The 14,461-nt window shown below is 35.4% G+C and carries 13 protein-coding genes and 1 pseudogene; 9 read left to right on the top strand and 5 right to left on the bottom strand.

Features of this window, described 5'->3' with window-relative positions; genetic code table 11:
• Positions 1-78 precede the first annotated feature (78 nt).
• Complete coding sequence (locus tag EDD62_RS06490; protein ID WP_123807996.1) at positions 79-1,698, top strand: glycoside hydrolase family protein; 1,620 nt, start codon at positions 79-81, stop codon at positions 1,696-1,698.
• Between the two features lie 43 nt (positions 1,699-1,741).
• On the opposite strand, the gene nhaC is transcribed toward EDD62_RS06490, so the two are convergent.
• The 3 genes from nhaC to EDD62_RS06475 form a co-directional block, all read right to left on the bottom strand.
• Positions 1,742-3,193, bottom strand: a complete 1,452-nt coding sequence (nhaC, locus tag EDD62_RS06485) for a Na+/H+ antiporter NhaC (protein ID WP_282957922.1) — start codon at positions 3,191-3,193, stop codon at positions 1,742-1,744.
• A 122-nt stretch (positions 3,194-3,315) separates the two neighbouring features.
• The gene (locus EDD62_RS06480) at positions 3,316-4,368 is read right to left on the bottom strand and encodes a 2,3-butanediol dehydrogenase (protein WP_123807994.1); all 1,053 of its coding nucleotides are present in this window, start codon (positions 4,366-4,368) and stop codon (positions 3,316-3,318) included.
• 75 nt (positions 4,369-4,443) lie between these two features.
• Complete coding sequence (locus EDD62_RS06475; RefSeq protein ID WP_123807993.1) at positions 4,444-4,974, bottom strand: DUF4256 domain-containing protein; 531 nt, start codon at positions 4,972-4,974, stop codon at positions 4,444-4,446.
• A gap of 87 nt (positions 4,975-5,061) precedes the next feature.
• Here EDD62_RS06475 and corA point away from each other — a divergent pair, with 87 nt between their 5' ends.
• The 4 genes from corA (at position 5,062) to EDD62_RS06455 (ending at position 9,118) form a co-directional block, all read left to right on the top strand.
• On the top strand, positions 5,062-6,009 hold the full coding sequence (corA, locus tag EDD62_RS06470; protein WP_123807992.1) for a magnesium/cobalt transporter CorA: 948 nt from the start codon (positions 5,062-5,064) through the stop codon (positions 6,007-6,009).
• Between the two features lie 320 nt (positions 6,010-6,329).
• A complete protein-coding gene (locus tag EDD62_RS06465; RefSeq protein ID WP_123807991.1) occupies positions 6,330-7,376 on the top strand; it encodes a quaternary amine ABC transporter ATP-binding protein in 1,047 nt (348 codons plus the stop codon).
• Complete coding sequence (locus EDD62_RS06460; RefSeq protein ID WP_123808125.1) at positions 7,369-8,211, top strand: ABC transporter permease; 843 nt, start codon at positions 7,369-7,371, stop codon at positions 8,209-8,211. Before EDD62_RS06465 ends, EDD62_RS06460 begins: the two co-directional genes overlap by 8 nt.
• A 25-nt stretch (positions 8,212-8,236) precedes the next feature.
• On the top strand, positions 8,237-9,118 hold the full coding sequence (locus EDD62_RS06455) for a glycine betaine ABC transporter substrate-binding protein (protein ID WP_123807990.1): 882 nt from the start codon (positions 8,237-8,239) through the stop codon (positions 9,116-9,118).
• Positions 9,119-9,153: 35 nt separating this feature from the next.
• Here EDD62_RS06455 and EDD62_RS06450 read toward each other — a convergent pair whose 3' ends face one another.
• A complete protein-coding gene (locus tag EDD62_RS06450; protein WP_077139574.1) occupies positions 9,154-9,693 on the bottom strand; it encodes a recombinase family protein in 540 nt (179 codons plus the stop codon).
• A 128-nt stretch (positions 9,694-9,821) separates the two neighbouring features.
• Here EDD62_RS06450 and EDD62_RS06445 point away from each other — a divergent pair, with 128 nt between their 5' ends.
• Positions 9,822-11,273: a SulP family inorganic anion transporter gene (locus EDD62_RS06445; protein ID WP_123807989.1), complete on the top strand. Its 1,452-nt coding sequence runs from the start codon at positions 9,822-9,824 to the stop codon at positions 11,271-11,273.
• Positions 11,274-11,290: 17 nt separating this feature from the next.
• Positions 11,291-11,701: pseudogene (locus tag EDD62_RS06440) on the top strand (universal stress protein).
• Positions 11,702-12,046: 345 nt separating this feature from the next.
• Here EDD62_RS06440 and EDD62_RS06435 read toward each other — a convergent pair.
• Positions 12,047-13,639, bottom strand: a complete 1,593-nt coding sequence (locus EDD62_RS06435; RefSeq protein ID WP_123807988.1) for a BCCT family transporter — start codon at positions 13,637-13,639, stop codon at positions 12,047-12,049.
• 185 nt (positions 13,640-13,824) lie between these two features.
• On the opposite strand from EDD62_RS06435, the gene EDD62_RS09380 reads away from it, so the two are divergent.
• Both EDD62_RS09380 and EDD62_RS06430 read left to right on the top strand, forming a co-directional pair.
• The gene (locus EDD62_RS09380; protein ID WP_264080374.1) at positions 13,825-13,959 is read left to right on the top strand and encodes a hypothetical protein; all 135 of its coding nucleotides are present in this window, start codon (positions 13,825-13,827) and stop codon (positions 13,957-13,959) included.
• A 25-nt stretch (positions 13,960-13,984) separates the two neighbouring features.
• Complete coding sequence (locus EDD62_RS06430) at positions 13,985-14,461, top strand: cytochrome c oxidase subunit II (protein ID WP_123807987.1); 477 nt, start codon at positions 13,985-13,987, stop codon at positions 14,459-14,461.

The raw sequence follows: 14,461 nt of genomic DNA, 5'->3' as shown, positions 1-14,461 counted from the left end.
AGGTTAAACCTGATGGCTTTTTGTACACTATGGTAAAATAAGTATGTATAAACAATTGAGTGATAAGGTGGATATTAAATGTCGAAAATTAAAGAACGTGAAGCGTTAGTTAAACATTTAGAAGAAACATATGATCAAATCGATCGAATATTTGTCAGTTATGGTAAAAAGAATGAAAGAGTTCATGTTCAAATGCTTAAATATAACGACAATTTGTTAAGCCAATTAAATGATACCGAAGAACGCTTCAAAGCAGAGTATGGAAGACCTATCGGATGGATGAAAATTGATGTTGTGACTCAAGTGAAAGCAATGCAATTCGATGAATTGAAATTAGCGATGGAGCATTTAATCCGTAACTATATTCCATTTGGGATATCGTTTGATGAACGTTTTGAGTATGCATTTATTTCCGAGGAAATAACTTCGAATGCGTTTGTCACTTGGACAAGTGATGATCGACAAGCCCTCCAATTGAATGAACGCAATATCAATGATTATATTGTTCAAAGGAAACCTTATTTGAATCAATTAGATTTAACTGAATATAAAGGGCAATCTGTGCTAATGTTTGAAACAGAAGGGTTCTACTATGATCATGATAAAGTTTATGAACTGAGTAAAGAATACCTTACTAAAGGGATGCGACTTATTACTGGTCAAGACGAACAGAATGATGAATTTAATAACATTGTTCAATCATTAGTCAAGTTTTTAAAAAACGAACAACGTCCTAACGGCCAATTTACTTATGGATATTTTCCACATTTTGATGAAGAGATTGATCACTACAATACATTGCGTCACTTATCATCTACTTATACATTGTTAAAAGGATTAAACTATACTGATCAAAATACGAGTAAAGTGAAGAAATCAATAGACTATATTACAAAAAATTTCATTCATATTGATGGCGATGAAATGTATGTCTTTGATACGACAAATGATATTAATGAGATTAAGTTTGGACAGAATGCAATGTTCATTCTTGCAGCAACAGAATATTTGTCCATCGATGAAGATGATGAATTACGAGATATTGTATATGGCGTTGCTGAAGGAATGAAAGCAATGTTGAACTTGAATTCGATGGATTCTATAGACATATTGAATTATCCTGATTTGACGATTAAAGAAAGCGAGCGATCAATTCAATACGAAGGCATGGCAATGTTATCGTTTATGAAGGTTTATGCACTAGAAGAAGATGAGGAATGGTTGGACATCGTCTATGATTTATTAAATAAATTCGTTGATGAACAGTACAGTCAATATCATGACCATTGGATTATTCTAGGATTACTAGAACTCATTCGACACGATCCAACAATTATGAGTGTTGAATGTGTCATGGCATCGATTGAACATATTATGGATAACATTGAATCATATACACCATCATATACGCCAATATTAGAAATGTTAGTTGCTGGATATGAAGTCACTACGATCGCATTAGATGAAGGGATAGACTGTAGCATTGATCAAAGTCGATTATTAGAAATCATTCAGCATAGAGCAAACATACAACGTGCAGCATTTTTCTATCCTGAACTTGCAATGTATTTCAAAAATCCGAAAAGAATCGTCGGTAGCTTTTTTGTAAAAGAAGCAGGGTATCGCGTAAGAATAGATGATATCGAGCACGCATTAAATGGATATATGATGTACTTGCAATTGATAGATGACTTATAAATGACAAAATCCACTCATTTGATTATGAGTGGATTTTAATTTGTTAATCTTTCAAATATTGAGCTGTAAATTCTTCTTTCTCTTGATCTGTAATCTTTGTAATACCGATACCTGTTGCAGCTAATAGAAGTGCAATCAATGGAGATGTGAAGTTCAGAATCGCATACATACCATACTCCCAAGCAGGTACACCGAGTGTCGCTAAGATGAACACACCACAAGTATTCCAAGGGATGAACACACTTGTCATAGTTCCTCCATCTTCTAGAGTTCTAGATAAGTTTTTAGAGTGGAGATTTCGGTCGATAAATGTTTTTAAGAACATACGACTTGGTACGACGATTGAGATATATTGCTCAGAACATGTCGCGTTCACGGTAAATGCAGAAGCAAGTGTTGCCGCAATGAGACCGAAGGTCCCTTTCGCGAGGAATAGGATTTTATTCATAATTGATTGAAGCATGCCTGTAAATTCCATCACACCAGCGAATGTCATTGCTACTATGGTCATTGAAATCGTATACATCATATCATGCAATCCACCACGATTGAATAATTCATTGACCATATCATTTTTAGATTCAATAGAGTAACCGTTCGTTAACGTATCGAATGCAACAGAAGCGTCTCCGCCTTGGACAAAGATATGACATAAGAATCCTAATACTACACCTAAAGATAATGCTGGGAAAGCGGCAAGCTTGAACATAATGGCAACGATAACGATGACAGGTACAAGGAGTAACCACGGTGAAATAATGAAATGTTCTTGCATCGAAGCCATCATCGCTTGTACATCTTCTTGTGAACTCTTTGACGTATCTCCAACGTTAAACCCAATGATTGTGAATGCAATCATCGCAATAATAAAACTTGGGATTGTTGTAAAGAGCATGTGTTTAATATGTTCGAATAAGTCAGTATTTGTAAGACCTGAAGCTAAGTTTGTCGTATCTGATAATGGAGATAATTTATCTCCGAAATATGAACCAGAGATAATCGCCCCTGCAACAATACCGGGATTGATCCCCATACTGACACCAATCCCCATCCCAGCGACACCAATCGTCGCCATTGTAGACCATGAGCTCCCAATCGCTAAAGCAGTTAAAGCACAAATCGCACTAATAGTAATTAAGAAGTATGTTGGATTGATCAACATTAATCCGTAGTAGATCATTGTCGCAACAATCCCACCACCAATCCATGAACCAATCACAAGACCGATCAAGAGAATGATGACAAGTGCAGGAAGTGCTAAGCGAATTCCTTTGAACATCATATCTTCGACATCTTCCCAATCATATTTACCATATAAGAATGCAATTAATGAAGCCGTTACGGTCCCCATAATTAAAGGAATATGCGGATCTGTTTCGAATATGGTTACTGCAATGTACATCAACCCAACCATGACAATGAATGGAATTAATGAAAGGAAAAATGGAAATTCACGTTTTAGATTATTGTTAGATTTATCTTTATTTTCACTCAATTCAATCACCTCAATTTTATTATACATAATATAGGTGACTTTACAATCTATTTTTGTAAACGTTTACAAATTATTTTTTTCATAAAAAAAGAGGCCTACGTGGCCTCTTAAAAAACAAGTAATTATTCCTCACCAGATAATTTGACTAAAATTTTCGCTTGTGATTTATCATTTGTTAATGCTTTAAATCCTTTGTCGACAATTTCATCAAGTTCAATCCGATCTGTAATGACAGGTGAAGGATCAATTTGACCAGATTCAATCATCTTAATTGTTGCTTCGAAAATATCATCTTCGTATGCAAGTGTTGATGCTAAATGTACACCTGATGTTGTTAAAATCATTGGGTTGAAATCCATAACTTTTTCGAAGATTGAAACGACCGTCACGACACCGCGAGGGCGTGTTGATAGAATGGATTGTTTAACTGTAATCGGTACACCGGCTACTTCGAATGTTCGGTCAACACCGTCTGGATAGTACTGTTTAATGTACTCGATAGGGTTTTGTTCACCGCTATTGACGATATGCGTTGCACCAACTTCTTTTGCCTTCTTTAGACGTTCTTCACTTAAGTCAAAAACAAAAATATCTTTTGCACCAGCTGCACGTGCAGCAATAATTGTTAATAATCCAATGGGACCGGCGCCGTATACTGCAACTGAATCACTAAACTCCATACGAGATTCTCGAATGGCTTGTAATGCAACCGCTGTTGGTTCAACGAGAGCACCTAATTTAAGGGATGTATCGTCTTCTAATTTAATCACGTGCTTCTCTTCTATTATTGCAAATTCAGCAAACCCTCCATCTGTTCCAAGACCATAGAAAGTAGAGTCATTATACATATCATACAATCCATTTTCATGTTCACCACTAATGATTAATGGATTAACAACGACTTTATCTCCCGATTTAACAGTAGTTACGTCTTGTCCAACTTCTTCAACGATACCACTAAATTCATGGCCTAATGTGACAGGAGCTTTGTCATGTGTTAGAGTATTTTCTTCATTTAAAGGAACAAAAATAGGACCTGCTAAATACTCATGTAAGTCTGTACCACAAATACCTGCCCATGCGACTTTAATTTTAACACCAGTTGAGGACAATTCTTTTAGCTCAACATCTTCAACGCGTACATCTTTTACATTATGAAATACTGCAGCTTTCATATACATCTCTCCCTTTCTTATTATAGTTTCATTATACTATATTTTGAAAGGGTTTTCATCGAATCTGCCTGCTTACTATACTTTGACGAATCCTCTGAACGCTCTAGAACTGTAGTATGAATCCGCTCCGTTATGATATATAAAGACACGTCCATAACGATAATCCCCAAATAGTGCACCGCCTAATGAACGAACATCGTCTGGTGTTTTGATCCAACTGGATGTCTTCGTATCGAATGGACCGGCAACTTCTTGGAGTTTTCGATAGAGCTGTTCATCACACAGTTCAATGCCCATGTTATTTGCAACAGAGATGATGTCGTTTTCTGGTGGGTACTTTTTACGTCCTTCCAATGCCTCTCTGTCATAGCAATACTTCACACGTCCTTTAGGAGATTGTAACGCACAATCAGCGAACACGAGTGTATCTCCATCTTCCCATACGAAATCGACTTCACCTTTCGTCTCTTCCATTTGAATGAGTGTGTCGAGTTTGTCACTTTGTAGCAGTTTTTCTTTAATGTCATCGAATGATTTATCCGTTCTCGTATGGCTTGTTTTGTTGAATCTTTTTTCAAGTAATGCAATCAATTCTTCATGTGTCATACGTTAGACCTCCTTACCGTTATAGTAACATGGAATGATATAATTTATGGTAAAATAAAAACGCTCTAAAACGTTTGAGGTGATGGCATGATTCGAACTTTATATATGAATGAACAAAATGAATTGCATCGTTGTAATTCGCCAGAAGAAATACAGACTGAAATTAAATGGATGTGGGTAGATTTCGAAAGTGCAACGTCTGAAGAAATGCGTCTATTACGAACGTATTTTAACTTTCATCCGATTTCTATAGAAGATGCGACGTCCGTCAATCAACGGCCGAAGTTTAAAGAGTATGATTATTATTTGTTCTTTGTATTCCAAGCGATTGATTTGAAGTCGATGAAACCTGAAGAAATTGATGTCTTTATCAATAATGATTATATCGTGACATTTCATAAAGAAAATGCCGAAGAAGTGGATAAAGCGTGGCGAAATTTACAAAATAGTACTTTGAAAGCGAAACATAGTACGCATGATATTATGTATTCGATTTTAGACGCAACAGTTGATAATTATTTCCCGTTTGTTTACGAGTTGGAGGAGAAAGTATTCTCATTCGAAGATCGACATTCTGTTAATATTTCGACCGAAGAATTAATCGAAGAAACCTTTGATTTACGAGAAGACTTATTAATGATTCGCCGAACGGTAAACCCAATGAAAGACTTAGTGTATCGTGTACTTGAAGGACGACTCGTTAACCTATCGAAAAAACAAAGAATTTTGTTACACCATATTAATGATCATCTTGTCAGACAAGTTGAAATGATCGAATCGAGTCGAGAAATGACAGCAGATATTCGAGATAACTATATTTCTTTGAACTCATTTAAGATGAATAACATTATGAAAATTTTAACGATTTATTCCGTCATCTTCATGCCACTTACATTAATTGTAGGAATATATGGAATGAACTTCGATATCATGCCAGAGCTTCATTGGAATTTTGGTTACTTAGCGGTGTGGTTGGTGATGATTTTTATTACGATTGGAATGATTATTTATTTTAAAAAGAAACATTGGTTTTAATGTAGTGCATAATCAGAATAAATGGGAGAATACTTTGATTACGGATACGATGAAATATTATTCGTTATGATATTGAGAAGAAACATAGCCAAAAAAATAGACATTCTATAATTTGAATGTCTAGTAAAGTATTGAAATTATTTTTTTATCAAAAATATCGTATCCCTTTTTTGATTAACAAAATTAAAATATATTTCATAATTTTAATTTTATCCATCAAATTTTAATGTTATTCATCAAATTTTAATGATTTTTTGTAAGAAGTTTAAAACTATGTTATGGTAATTAGTGTTATGTCAAGTTGATTAAGGATGGTAATGATGAGTTTTATTCGAGTTGAAAATTTAACCAAAGTTTTTGGTGGTTATAATGATGAGGTTAAGCAATTAATTGACAAAAACGCATCTAAAGAAGAAATCCTGTCTCAAACTGGATCTACTGTAGCTGTAAATAATGCAACATTAGATATTAATGAATCAGAAATATTCGTTGTCATGGGGCTTTCGGGAAGTGGTAAATCAACTTTAATACGATTGATTAATCGATTGATTGAACCAACAGTAGGTGAAATCCATATTAAAGATCGTAATGTATTAGAGTTAAATGCAACAGATTTAAGAGAATTTAGAAGAGAAAACTTTAGCATGGTGTTCCAAAGTTTTGCACTGTTTCCGTTTAGAACAGTATTGGACAATGCTGCATTTGGTTTAGAAGTTAAAAATATACCTAAAAGCAAGCGTCGTAAAAAAGCACAAGAAGCTTTAGAACTTGTGGGGTTAGGTGAGTATAAAAACCAATACCCTTCACAACTTTCTGGAGGGATGCAACAGCGTGTTGGCCTTGCTAGAGCATTAGCGAATGATACGGATATATTATTAATGGATGAAGCGTTTTCGGCTCTTGATCCTTTGATTCGTAAAGAAATGCAAGAAGAGTTATTACAATTGCAACAAGATATGAAAAAGACAATCATCTTTATCACCCATGATTTAAACGAAGCATTAAGTATAGGTGATCGGATCGCATTAATGAAAGATGGTAAAATCGCTCAAATTGGTAAGCCTGAAGAAATTGTCACGAATCCAGCGGATGATTATGTTCGTGCATTTGTTCAAGATATTGACCGTTCGAAAGTATTGAAAACAAAACACATCATGACAGAAGTAAAACAACCTGTTTCAATCGATTCAACTAAGGCGCAACGGACAATAGATAAGAATGCGTTATTGTCTGAAACATTTAATCTATTTGATAAAGACCACGATACATTGATTATCACAGATAAAGATTCAGTCGTTGGTGAGTTACGTTATGACCAAGTACTCAATGTGTTATCTGCTGGAAATGAGGTGGTTACAAATGATTAGTTTAGGGTTACAGAAGTTGCCAATTGCCGAATGGGTGAGTTCGTTTGTCGATTGGATTACTAAAACGTTTAGTTTTATATTTGATCCAGTGAAGTCAGGTTTAGGATCGATGATGGAGTGGATCACATCAATCCTGGAATTTATTCCACCATGGTTATTTATCATCATTATTATGGTGTTGTCATTTATATATATGAAAAAAAGTTATATCACACCGTTTATTGTCGGACTTGGATTATTTTATATATATAATCAAGATTTATGGCAACAAATGTTAGATACTTTAACGCTAGTGATAGTCAGTGCATTGGTTGCTGTTATCATTGGTATTCCGTTAGGTATTTTAATGTCACGTAGTGATATTTTTGAAGCAATTATGAAACCAATTTTAGACTTCATGCAAACCATGCCTGCCTTTGTATATTTAATTCCTGCCGTAGCATTTTTCGGCATTGGCACAGTTCCAGGGGTATTTGCTTCGGTGATATTTTCAGCACCTCCAATTATTAGGTTAACGAATTTAGGTATTCGTCAAATATCGCAAGAATTAATAGAGGCAAGTGATTCATTTGGTACAACAAGAAGTCAGAAATTATTCAAAGTGCAGTTACCATTAGCCAAACCATCCATTATGGCTGGTTTAAACCAAACGATAATGCTTGCATTATCTATGGTTGTGATTGGTTCAATGATTGGTGCACCTGGATTAGGAAGAGATGTTTTAAGTGCACTTCAACGCGCTGATGTTGGTAAAGGATTTGTTGCAGGACTTGGTATTGTAATTTTAGCGATCATTATTGATCGATTTACACAATCAAGTTCTGATAATAAATAAATAATATTTTTAAGGAGGAATTTTTATGAAAAAGTTAGGAATTTTAGCCCTAACATTAGTTATGTCCATCGTCCTAGTTGCATGTGGCGGAGATGAAGAGAAGAGTTCTTCAGATGATCAAACTTCCGGTGATTTAGGTAAGAAAGATCTTACATTATCATATGTTGAGTGGGATTCAGAAGTTGCGTCAACACACGTGATGCAAAAAATTCTAGAAGAAGCTGGTTATAATGTCGAAGTAAATCCACTTGATAATGCGATTATGTGGGAAGCAGTAGCAAATGGTGAAGCGGATGCTTCAGTTAGTGCATGGTTACCTGTAACGCATAAAGACTTATATGAAAAGCATAAAGATGACATTGATGATTTAGGAGAAAACTTAAAAGGTGCAAAAATTGGTTTAGTTGTACCTAAAGATTTCCCAGTGGATAGCATTGAAGATTTATCAAAAGAAGCAGATCAAAAGATTACAGGAATTGAACCAGGTGCTGGTGTAGTTCAAGCGGCAGAAAAAGCAGTAGAAGAATATGATAATCTTTCAGATTGGGAAGTTGTCACTTCTTCATCAGCAGCAATGGCTCAATCATTAGGCGATTCAATCGATAGTGAGGATGAAATCATTGTGACTGGTTGGTCACCACATTGGAAATTCCAAAAATATGACTTAAAATATTTAGATGATCCTAAAGGAGTGTTTGGTGAAGAAGAACATATTAACACATTCGCACGTAAAGGATTAGAGGAAGATAGTCCGAAAGCATATGAAATTTTAGACAACTTTGAGTGGTCAACAGAGGAAATGGAAAAAGTGATGTTAGATATTCAAGAAGGTTCTGAACCTTCAGAAGCTGCTGAAAAATGGGTAGAAGATAATTCAGATAAAGTTAAAGAGATCATTGGAGAATAATTTACAAAAGCCGTAAGCATTATGCTTACGGCTTTTTATTGATCTAAATGTCGATATAAAGTTGAACGACTAATATTTGTATGCTTTTTAATTTCATCGAGCGTATAGTCTTTCGATAAATACATATCAATGGCACGCCTTAAATTTTCATCATTACGTTTTGGACGGCCCGTTTTTTGTCCTTCTTTTATTGACTGTTCAACACCGAGTTTAGTTCGAAATTTAACGATATCACTTTGAAATTGTGATAAAATTTCAGCGGTCTGTAGAAATGTTAAAGACTCATACCCATCGATAATGAGTTTTAAGTTGATGATGTGAAGACGAATATTTTTGTGGTTCAGGTGGTTTAATACATCTACTAAATGTTTGCTCGAATCAGCTAAAATACATAAATCTGTAATATATAAATTGGAGAGTTGAGCATTATCATTTAACAATCGATCTAATTCAATTCGATTTTTGTTAGAAGCATGGTTTTCTTCGATGATGTAATCAGTATGCTGAGAAATTTTTAGACGTTGGGTGTCGACATCATCATAAAGTGTTACCGGTCGTATATAACCATAATTCATAAAGTCACCTTTTTCATCTTAGAGTAAAATAAGTATATCATACCTAGTTAAAGTTTCAAAAAGGGGTATACATTTGGTACTTATTTGTTATACTTAACCATGTTGAAAAATTAAAAAGGAGATTTCTTATGTCAGAACAATTAAAGAAAGAGTGGTTTCAAGACCCTGGCAAAAATATATTAGCAGGAATTGTGGTGGCATTAGCATTAATTCCAGAAGCGATAGCGTTTAGTATTATTGCAGGTGTAGATCCAATGGTTGGATTATACGCTTCATTTATTATTGCGGTAGTCATTTCGTTTGTTGGTGGAAGACCTGCAATGATTTCAGCTGCAACAGGTGCAGTCGCGTTACTCGTTGTACCGTTAGTTGAAGATCACGGTGTTGAATATTTACTTGCAGCAACAATTCTCATGGGTGTCATTCAAATTATTTTAGGAATACTTAAAATAGGTCGTTTGATGAAATTTATCCCTAGAGCAGTCATGATTGGATTTGTAAATGCACTTGGTATTATGATTTTCATGGCACAAATAGAGCATATTTTTGGGATAAATATTTCGACTTATATTTATGTCATTGTCACATTAGTTATTTTATACGTATTACCTAGATTTTTCACATTAATTCCAGCGCCTTTAATTGCGCTTGTTGTGTTAACTGCAGTCTATATGTATACAGGACATGATGTTAAAACAGTTGGAGATTTAGGTGAGATTAAAAGGCAGCTTCCACAATTCTTTATTCCAAATGTACCATTCACGATGGAGACTTTGATGATTATCTTGCCGTACTCTATTTCGATGGCAATCGTCGGTCTTGTTGAGAGTCTTCTTACAGCTAAGATTGTCGATGATGCGACCGATACGTACAGTTCGAAAAATAAAGAATCAAGAGGACAAGGGATCGCAAACTTCATCACCGGATTCTTTGGTGGTATGGGCGGTTGTGCAATGATTGGCCAATCAGTGATTAACGTACGATCTGGGGCGAATAGTCGATTATCTACTTTTGTCGCAGGTATGTTCTTAATGTTCTTGATTATTGTCCTTGGAGACTTAGTTGTTCAAATGCCGATGCCAGTCCTTGCTGGCATTATGGTCATGGTATCTATTGGGACATTTGATTGGGGTTCATTTAAATATTTACAAAAAGCGCCACGAACGGATGCATTTGTGATGTTGATTACGGTACTCATTGTGTTATTCACGCATAACTTAGCGATTGGTGTGATTGTCGGTGTTGTATTTAGTGCATTATTCTTTGCAACGAAAATTGCCAATGTCGATGTCGAGCAACATACTGATGAGAATGTACACCACGTATCAGTTAATGGACAAATCTTTTTCGTCTCTATTGATGCGTTAATGACAAAGCTAGATTTCAATGTATATAATAAAATTGTAGAAATTGATTTTGGTCATGCACACATATGGGATGACTCAGCGGTTGATGCAATCAATACGATTGTGTCGAAGTATGAAGAGAAGTCCAACCAAGTCATTGTGAAAAACTTGAACAAAGACAGCCATAAGATCGTGAAAGAACTGAGTGAATTGAACGATGAACATTTAGCTTAAAAGAAGAAGTGAATACGATGTATAGAACTTTATTACTCGCCGCAGATGGTTCGGAAAATAGCTATCGTGCTGCGGAAGAATTGTTGAATTTTGCACAACCGGGTGAGACGATTGTCACGATTTTGAACGTTGTTGATGTAAATGATTCTAAATCAAGTGTGTTACACGGGACGTCATCGAGTGTTGCTGAAAGTAAGAAGAAATTGAATCATATTACAACATTATTTGATGAAACTGGAATTCAATACGAATTGAAAGTTGAGCACGGTTCCCCTAAAGAAGTTGTTGTGGAAGCGGCAAATTCAGGAGCATATGAAGCGGTAGTACTTGGAACTCGTGGTTTGAATGGGTTACAATAAATGGTATTAGGAAGTGTCAGTCACAAAGTAGCGAAACGCTCATCGATTCCAGTGATTATTGTGAAGTAGAGATAGATTGGATTGTTCGTATTCAGAGTAAACAAGAAATACTCTGAATACGGAGTGGAAAAGCTCTAAAATGATCTGGTATTCAGAGTAAACAGGAAATACTCTGAATACGGAGCAGAAAAAGCTCTAAAATGGTATGGTATTCAGAGTAAACAGGAAATACTCTGAATACGGAGTGGAAAAAGCCTGAAAATAATCTGGTATTCAGAGTAAACGAGAAATACTCTGAATACGGAGTGGAAAAAGCTCTAAAATGATCTGGTATTCAGAGTAAACCCCAAATAATCTTCTGAATACGACAAAGAAATCCCCTAGTTCTAAAATAGAACTAGGGGATTATTATGTTTATAGTTCGAATTCATCACCATGTTTTTCACGATGTTCTTCTGATTCTTCAATATACTCGTTCATACGTTTTTTGTTCGGTGTAATAGATAAACCTAGATATTTACGTTCATTATTAGCATCTTTGAAGAAAGATACCATCATCATGGCGATAATAAAGCTGAATGGGAATGCAGAGATAATCGCTGCTGATTGCAACGCATTTAAAGCTTTATCCCCACCTGCAAATAATAGGATAAATGCGATAAGTGATAAAAGAATGCCCCAAATAACTTTGATTTTGTTAGCAGGCGTCATAGAACCATACGCTGTTTGCATTCCGAGAACAAATGTCGCTGAATCGGCACTTGTTACAAAGAATGATGATATCAATAATACAGCGATAATTGATAAAATCATACCCATAGGTAGGCTGTCAAATACACCAAATAATTGAGTTGATGCACCTAATTCAAATATTTCAGAAGATGTTTTACCAGCTTCAATGCCTGTCACTCCAAATATACTGAACCAAATAATACTAATAACTGTAGGGACTAGTAATACGCCACCGATAAATTCACGGATTGTTCTACCAAGTGATACACGTGCGATGAAGATTCCAACAAATGGAGACCAACTCATCCACCAACCCCAGTAGTAGATTGTCCAATCACCTAACCATTTTCCTTTTTCTCCATCTAATGGTCCTGCATCAAAACTGCGTAGTAAGAATGTATCTAACAATGCGCCTGTTGAAGTCGTCATCATGTTAAGAATTAAAAATGTTGGCCCTAACACTAATGCGACTAACATGAGAATTCCTGCCAAAATCATGTTTAAATTACTTAAGTATTGGATTCCTTTACTTAATCCAGTCCAAGCGCTGAATAAGAAAAGAATTGTTACAACGAAAATGATAATACCTTGTACCCAAATTGTATTAGGGACTCCGAATAAAAATTCTAATCCACCATTAATTTGAATTGTTCCAAGTCCAAGGGATACGGCAACACCAATTACGGTTGCGAATACTGCTAACACATCGATCACGGTACCTAGTATACCGTCAACAGCTTTACCAAGAATTGGTCTTAACGTACGTGAAATTAAACCTTTCTCACCTTTTCTAAATTGGAAATAAGCTAATGCTAATGCAACAACCCCATATATAGCCCAAGCATGAATTCCGTAGTGGAAGAAACTAATTCTTAAGGCTTCAATCATTGCAGCATTACTTTCATCCTCAGCATTTGGTGATGTTAAGAAATGTGTAATCGGTTCATTTGCTCCGTAGAACACAAGTCCGATACCCATTCCTGCACTGAATAACATTGCTAGCCATGATACGGTACTAAATTGTGGTTCATGGTATGGTTTACCAAGTTTTAATTTACCAATCGGACTAAATAGTAAGAATACACAGAAAAATACGATGATTGTAGTAAGAATTAAATAATACCAACCAAAATAATCAATCACCCATCCACTAATTCTACCAGCCCATTCACCGAGCGCTTCAGGTGCTAGAGCACCGAATAAAACGAGTATACCGACGATTATACTTGCATAGTAAAAGACGGGACTCATTTTTTTGCCGCTATCTTGTTCCATTAAAAACCCTCCTTATAATATTTAAAACGTAAATTCACATAGGTATACATGATACTACAGAAGTAGCATATTGTAAAATCCACCCAAATGTATTGTACCGTGATATAAATCACAATGCATATCATTTGCATAAGATATAGTGGAAATAAATCAAGTGATAACAAACATGAAAGGGGCGTAACATAATGGAAAATAAATCAAAAGTGAATGATGAACTGATGTCGCTTAAAGGGACATTGTTCTCAACACTATTCTTTGTTGGCGGAAGCATCATGCTATGGACGGGCGTGTTACTTGCGTTATATCTATTACGATTCTAATTGAAATGAGAGAAGGAGGATTAAGATGAAAATCCATAAACTTGAAGAAATATGGCTTGTGTTAAGTGTTGGTATTATCGCATTAGCTGTTATTATTACCGGATATCAAGCATTCCAATTAAATATGGCACCACCGAGCCATAAAGAAACGATTGACCCACAAAAGGTCAGTGAAACGGCACCATTTGATCAACCTGGTGTGTATAAAACTGGTGATAATGAATACGAAGTCATCATGACGCTTCAAACATTTAGCTTCGAGCCGAATGAAATTAAAGTACCGAAAGGTGCGAAAGTGACATTCACGATGACGAGTAAAGATGTTGTCCATGGTATAAACGTTCCTCATACGAATATCAATACAATGGTTGTCCCAGGATATATCCAAAAAATCACTCAAACATTTAATGAAAGTGATGAATTTATATTAATTTGTAATGAATATTGTGGAATCGGTCATGATCAAATGTCTGCCAAAATTATTGTAGAGGAGGGTGCATAA

Origin of the sequence: Abyssicoccus albus, assembly GCF_003815035.1 — a bacterium.
In the GTDB taxonomy this organism is placed as follows: Bacteria; Bacillota; Bacilli; order Staphylococcales; family Abyssicoccaceae; genus Abyssicoccus; species Abyssicoccus albus.
Note: the sequence above shows the minus strand (reverse complement) of the source record. Positions and strands in the feature narration are given on the sequence as shown.

What these genes read in the sequence shown, in the direction of transcription:
- EDD62_RS06490 (WP_123807996.1), top strand. Translation starts at nt 79, where the DNA reads ATGTCGAAAATTAAAGAACGTGAAGCGTTAGTTAAACATTTAGAAGAA.
- EDD62_RS06480 (WP_123807994.1), bottom strand. Translation starts at nt 4,368, where the DNA reads ATGAAAGCTGCAGTATTTCATAATGTAAAAGATGTACGCGTTGAAGAT.
- EDD62_RS06475 (WP_123807993.1), bottom strand. Translation starts at nt 4,974, where the DNA reads ATGACACATGAAGAATTGATTGCATTACTTGAAAAAAGATTCAACAAA.
- corA (WP_123807992.1), top strand. Translation starts at nt 5,062, where the DNA reads ATGATTCGAACTTTATATATGAATGAACAAAATGAATTGCATCGTTGT.
- EDD62_RS06465 (WP_123807991.1), top strand. Translation starts at nt 6,330, where the DNA reads ATGAGTTTTATTCGAGTTGAAAATTTAACCAAAGTTTTTGGTGGTTAT.
- EDD62_RS06460 (WP_123808125.1), top strand. Translation starts at nt 7,369, where the DNA reads ATGATTAGTTTAGGGTTACAGAAGTTGCCAATTGCCGAATGGGTGAGT.
- EDD62_RS06455 (WP_123807990.1), top strand. Translation starts at nt 8,237, where the DNA reads ATGAAAAAGTTAGGAATTTTAGCCCTAACATTAGTTATGTCCATCGTC.
- EDD62_RS06450 (WP_077139574.1), bottom strand. Translation starts at nt 9,693, where the DNA reads ATGAATTATGGTTATATACGACCGGTAACACTTTATGATGATGTCGAC.
- EDD62_RS06445 (WP_123807989.1), top strand. Translation starts at nt 9,822, where the DNA reads ATGTCAGAACAATTAAAGAAAGAGTGGTTTCAAGACCCTGGCAAAAAT.
- EDD62_RS06435 (WP_123807988.1), bottom strand. Translation starts at nt 13,639, where the DNA reads ATGGAACAAGATAGCGGCAAAAAAATGAGTCCCGTCTTTTACTATGCA.
- EDD62_RS09380 (WP_264080374.1), top strand. Translation starts at nt 13,825, where the DNA reads ATGGAAAATAAATCAAAAGTGAATGATGAACTGATGTCGCTTAAAGGG.
- EDD62_RS06430 (WP_123807987.1), top strand. Translation starts at nt 13,985, where the DNA reads ATGAAAATCCATAAACTTGAAGAAATATGGCTTGTGTTAAGTGTTGGT.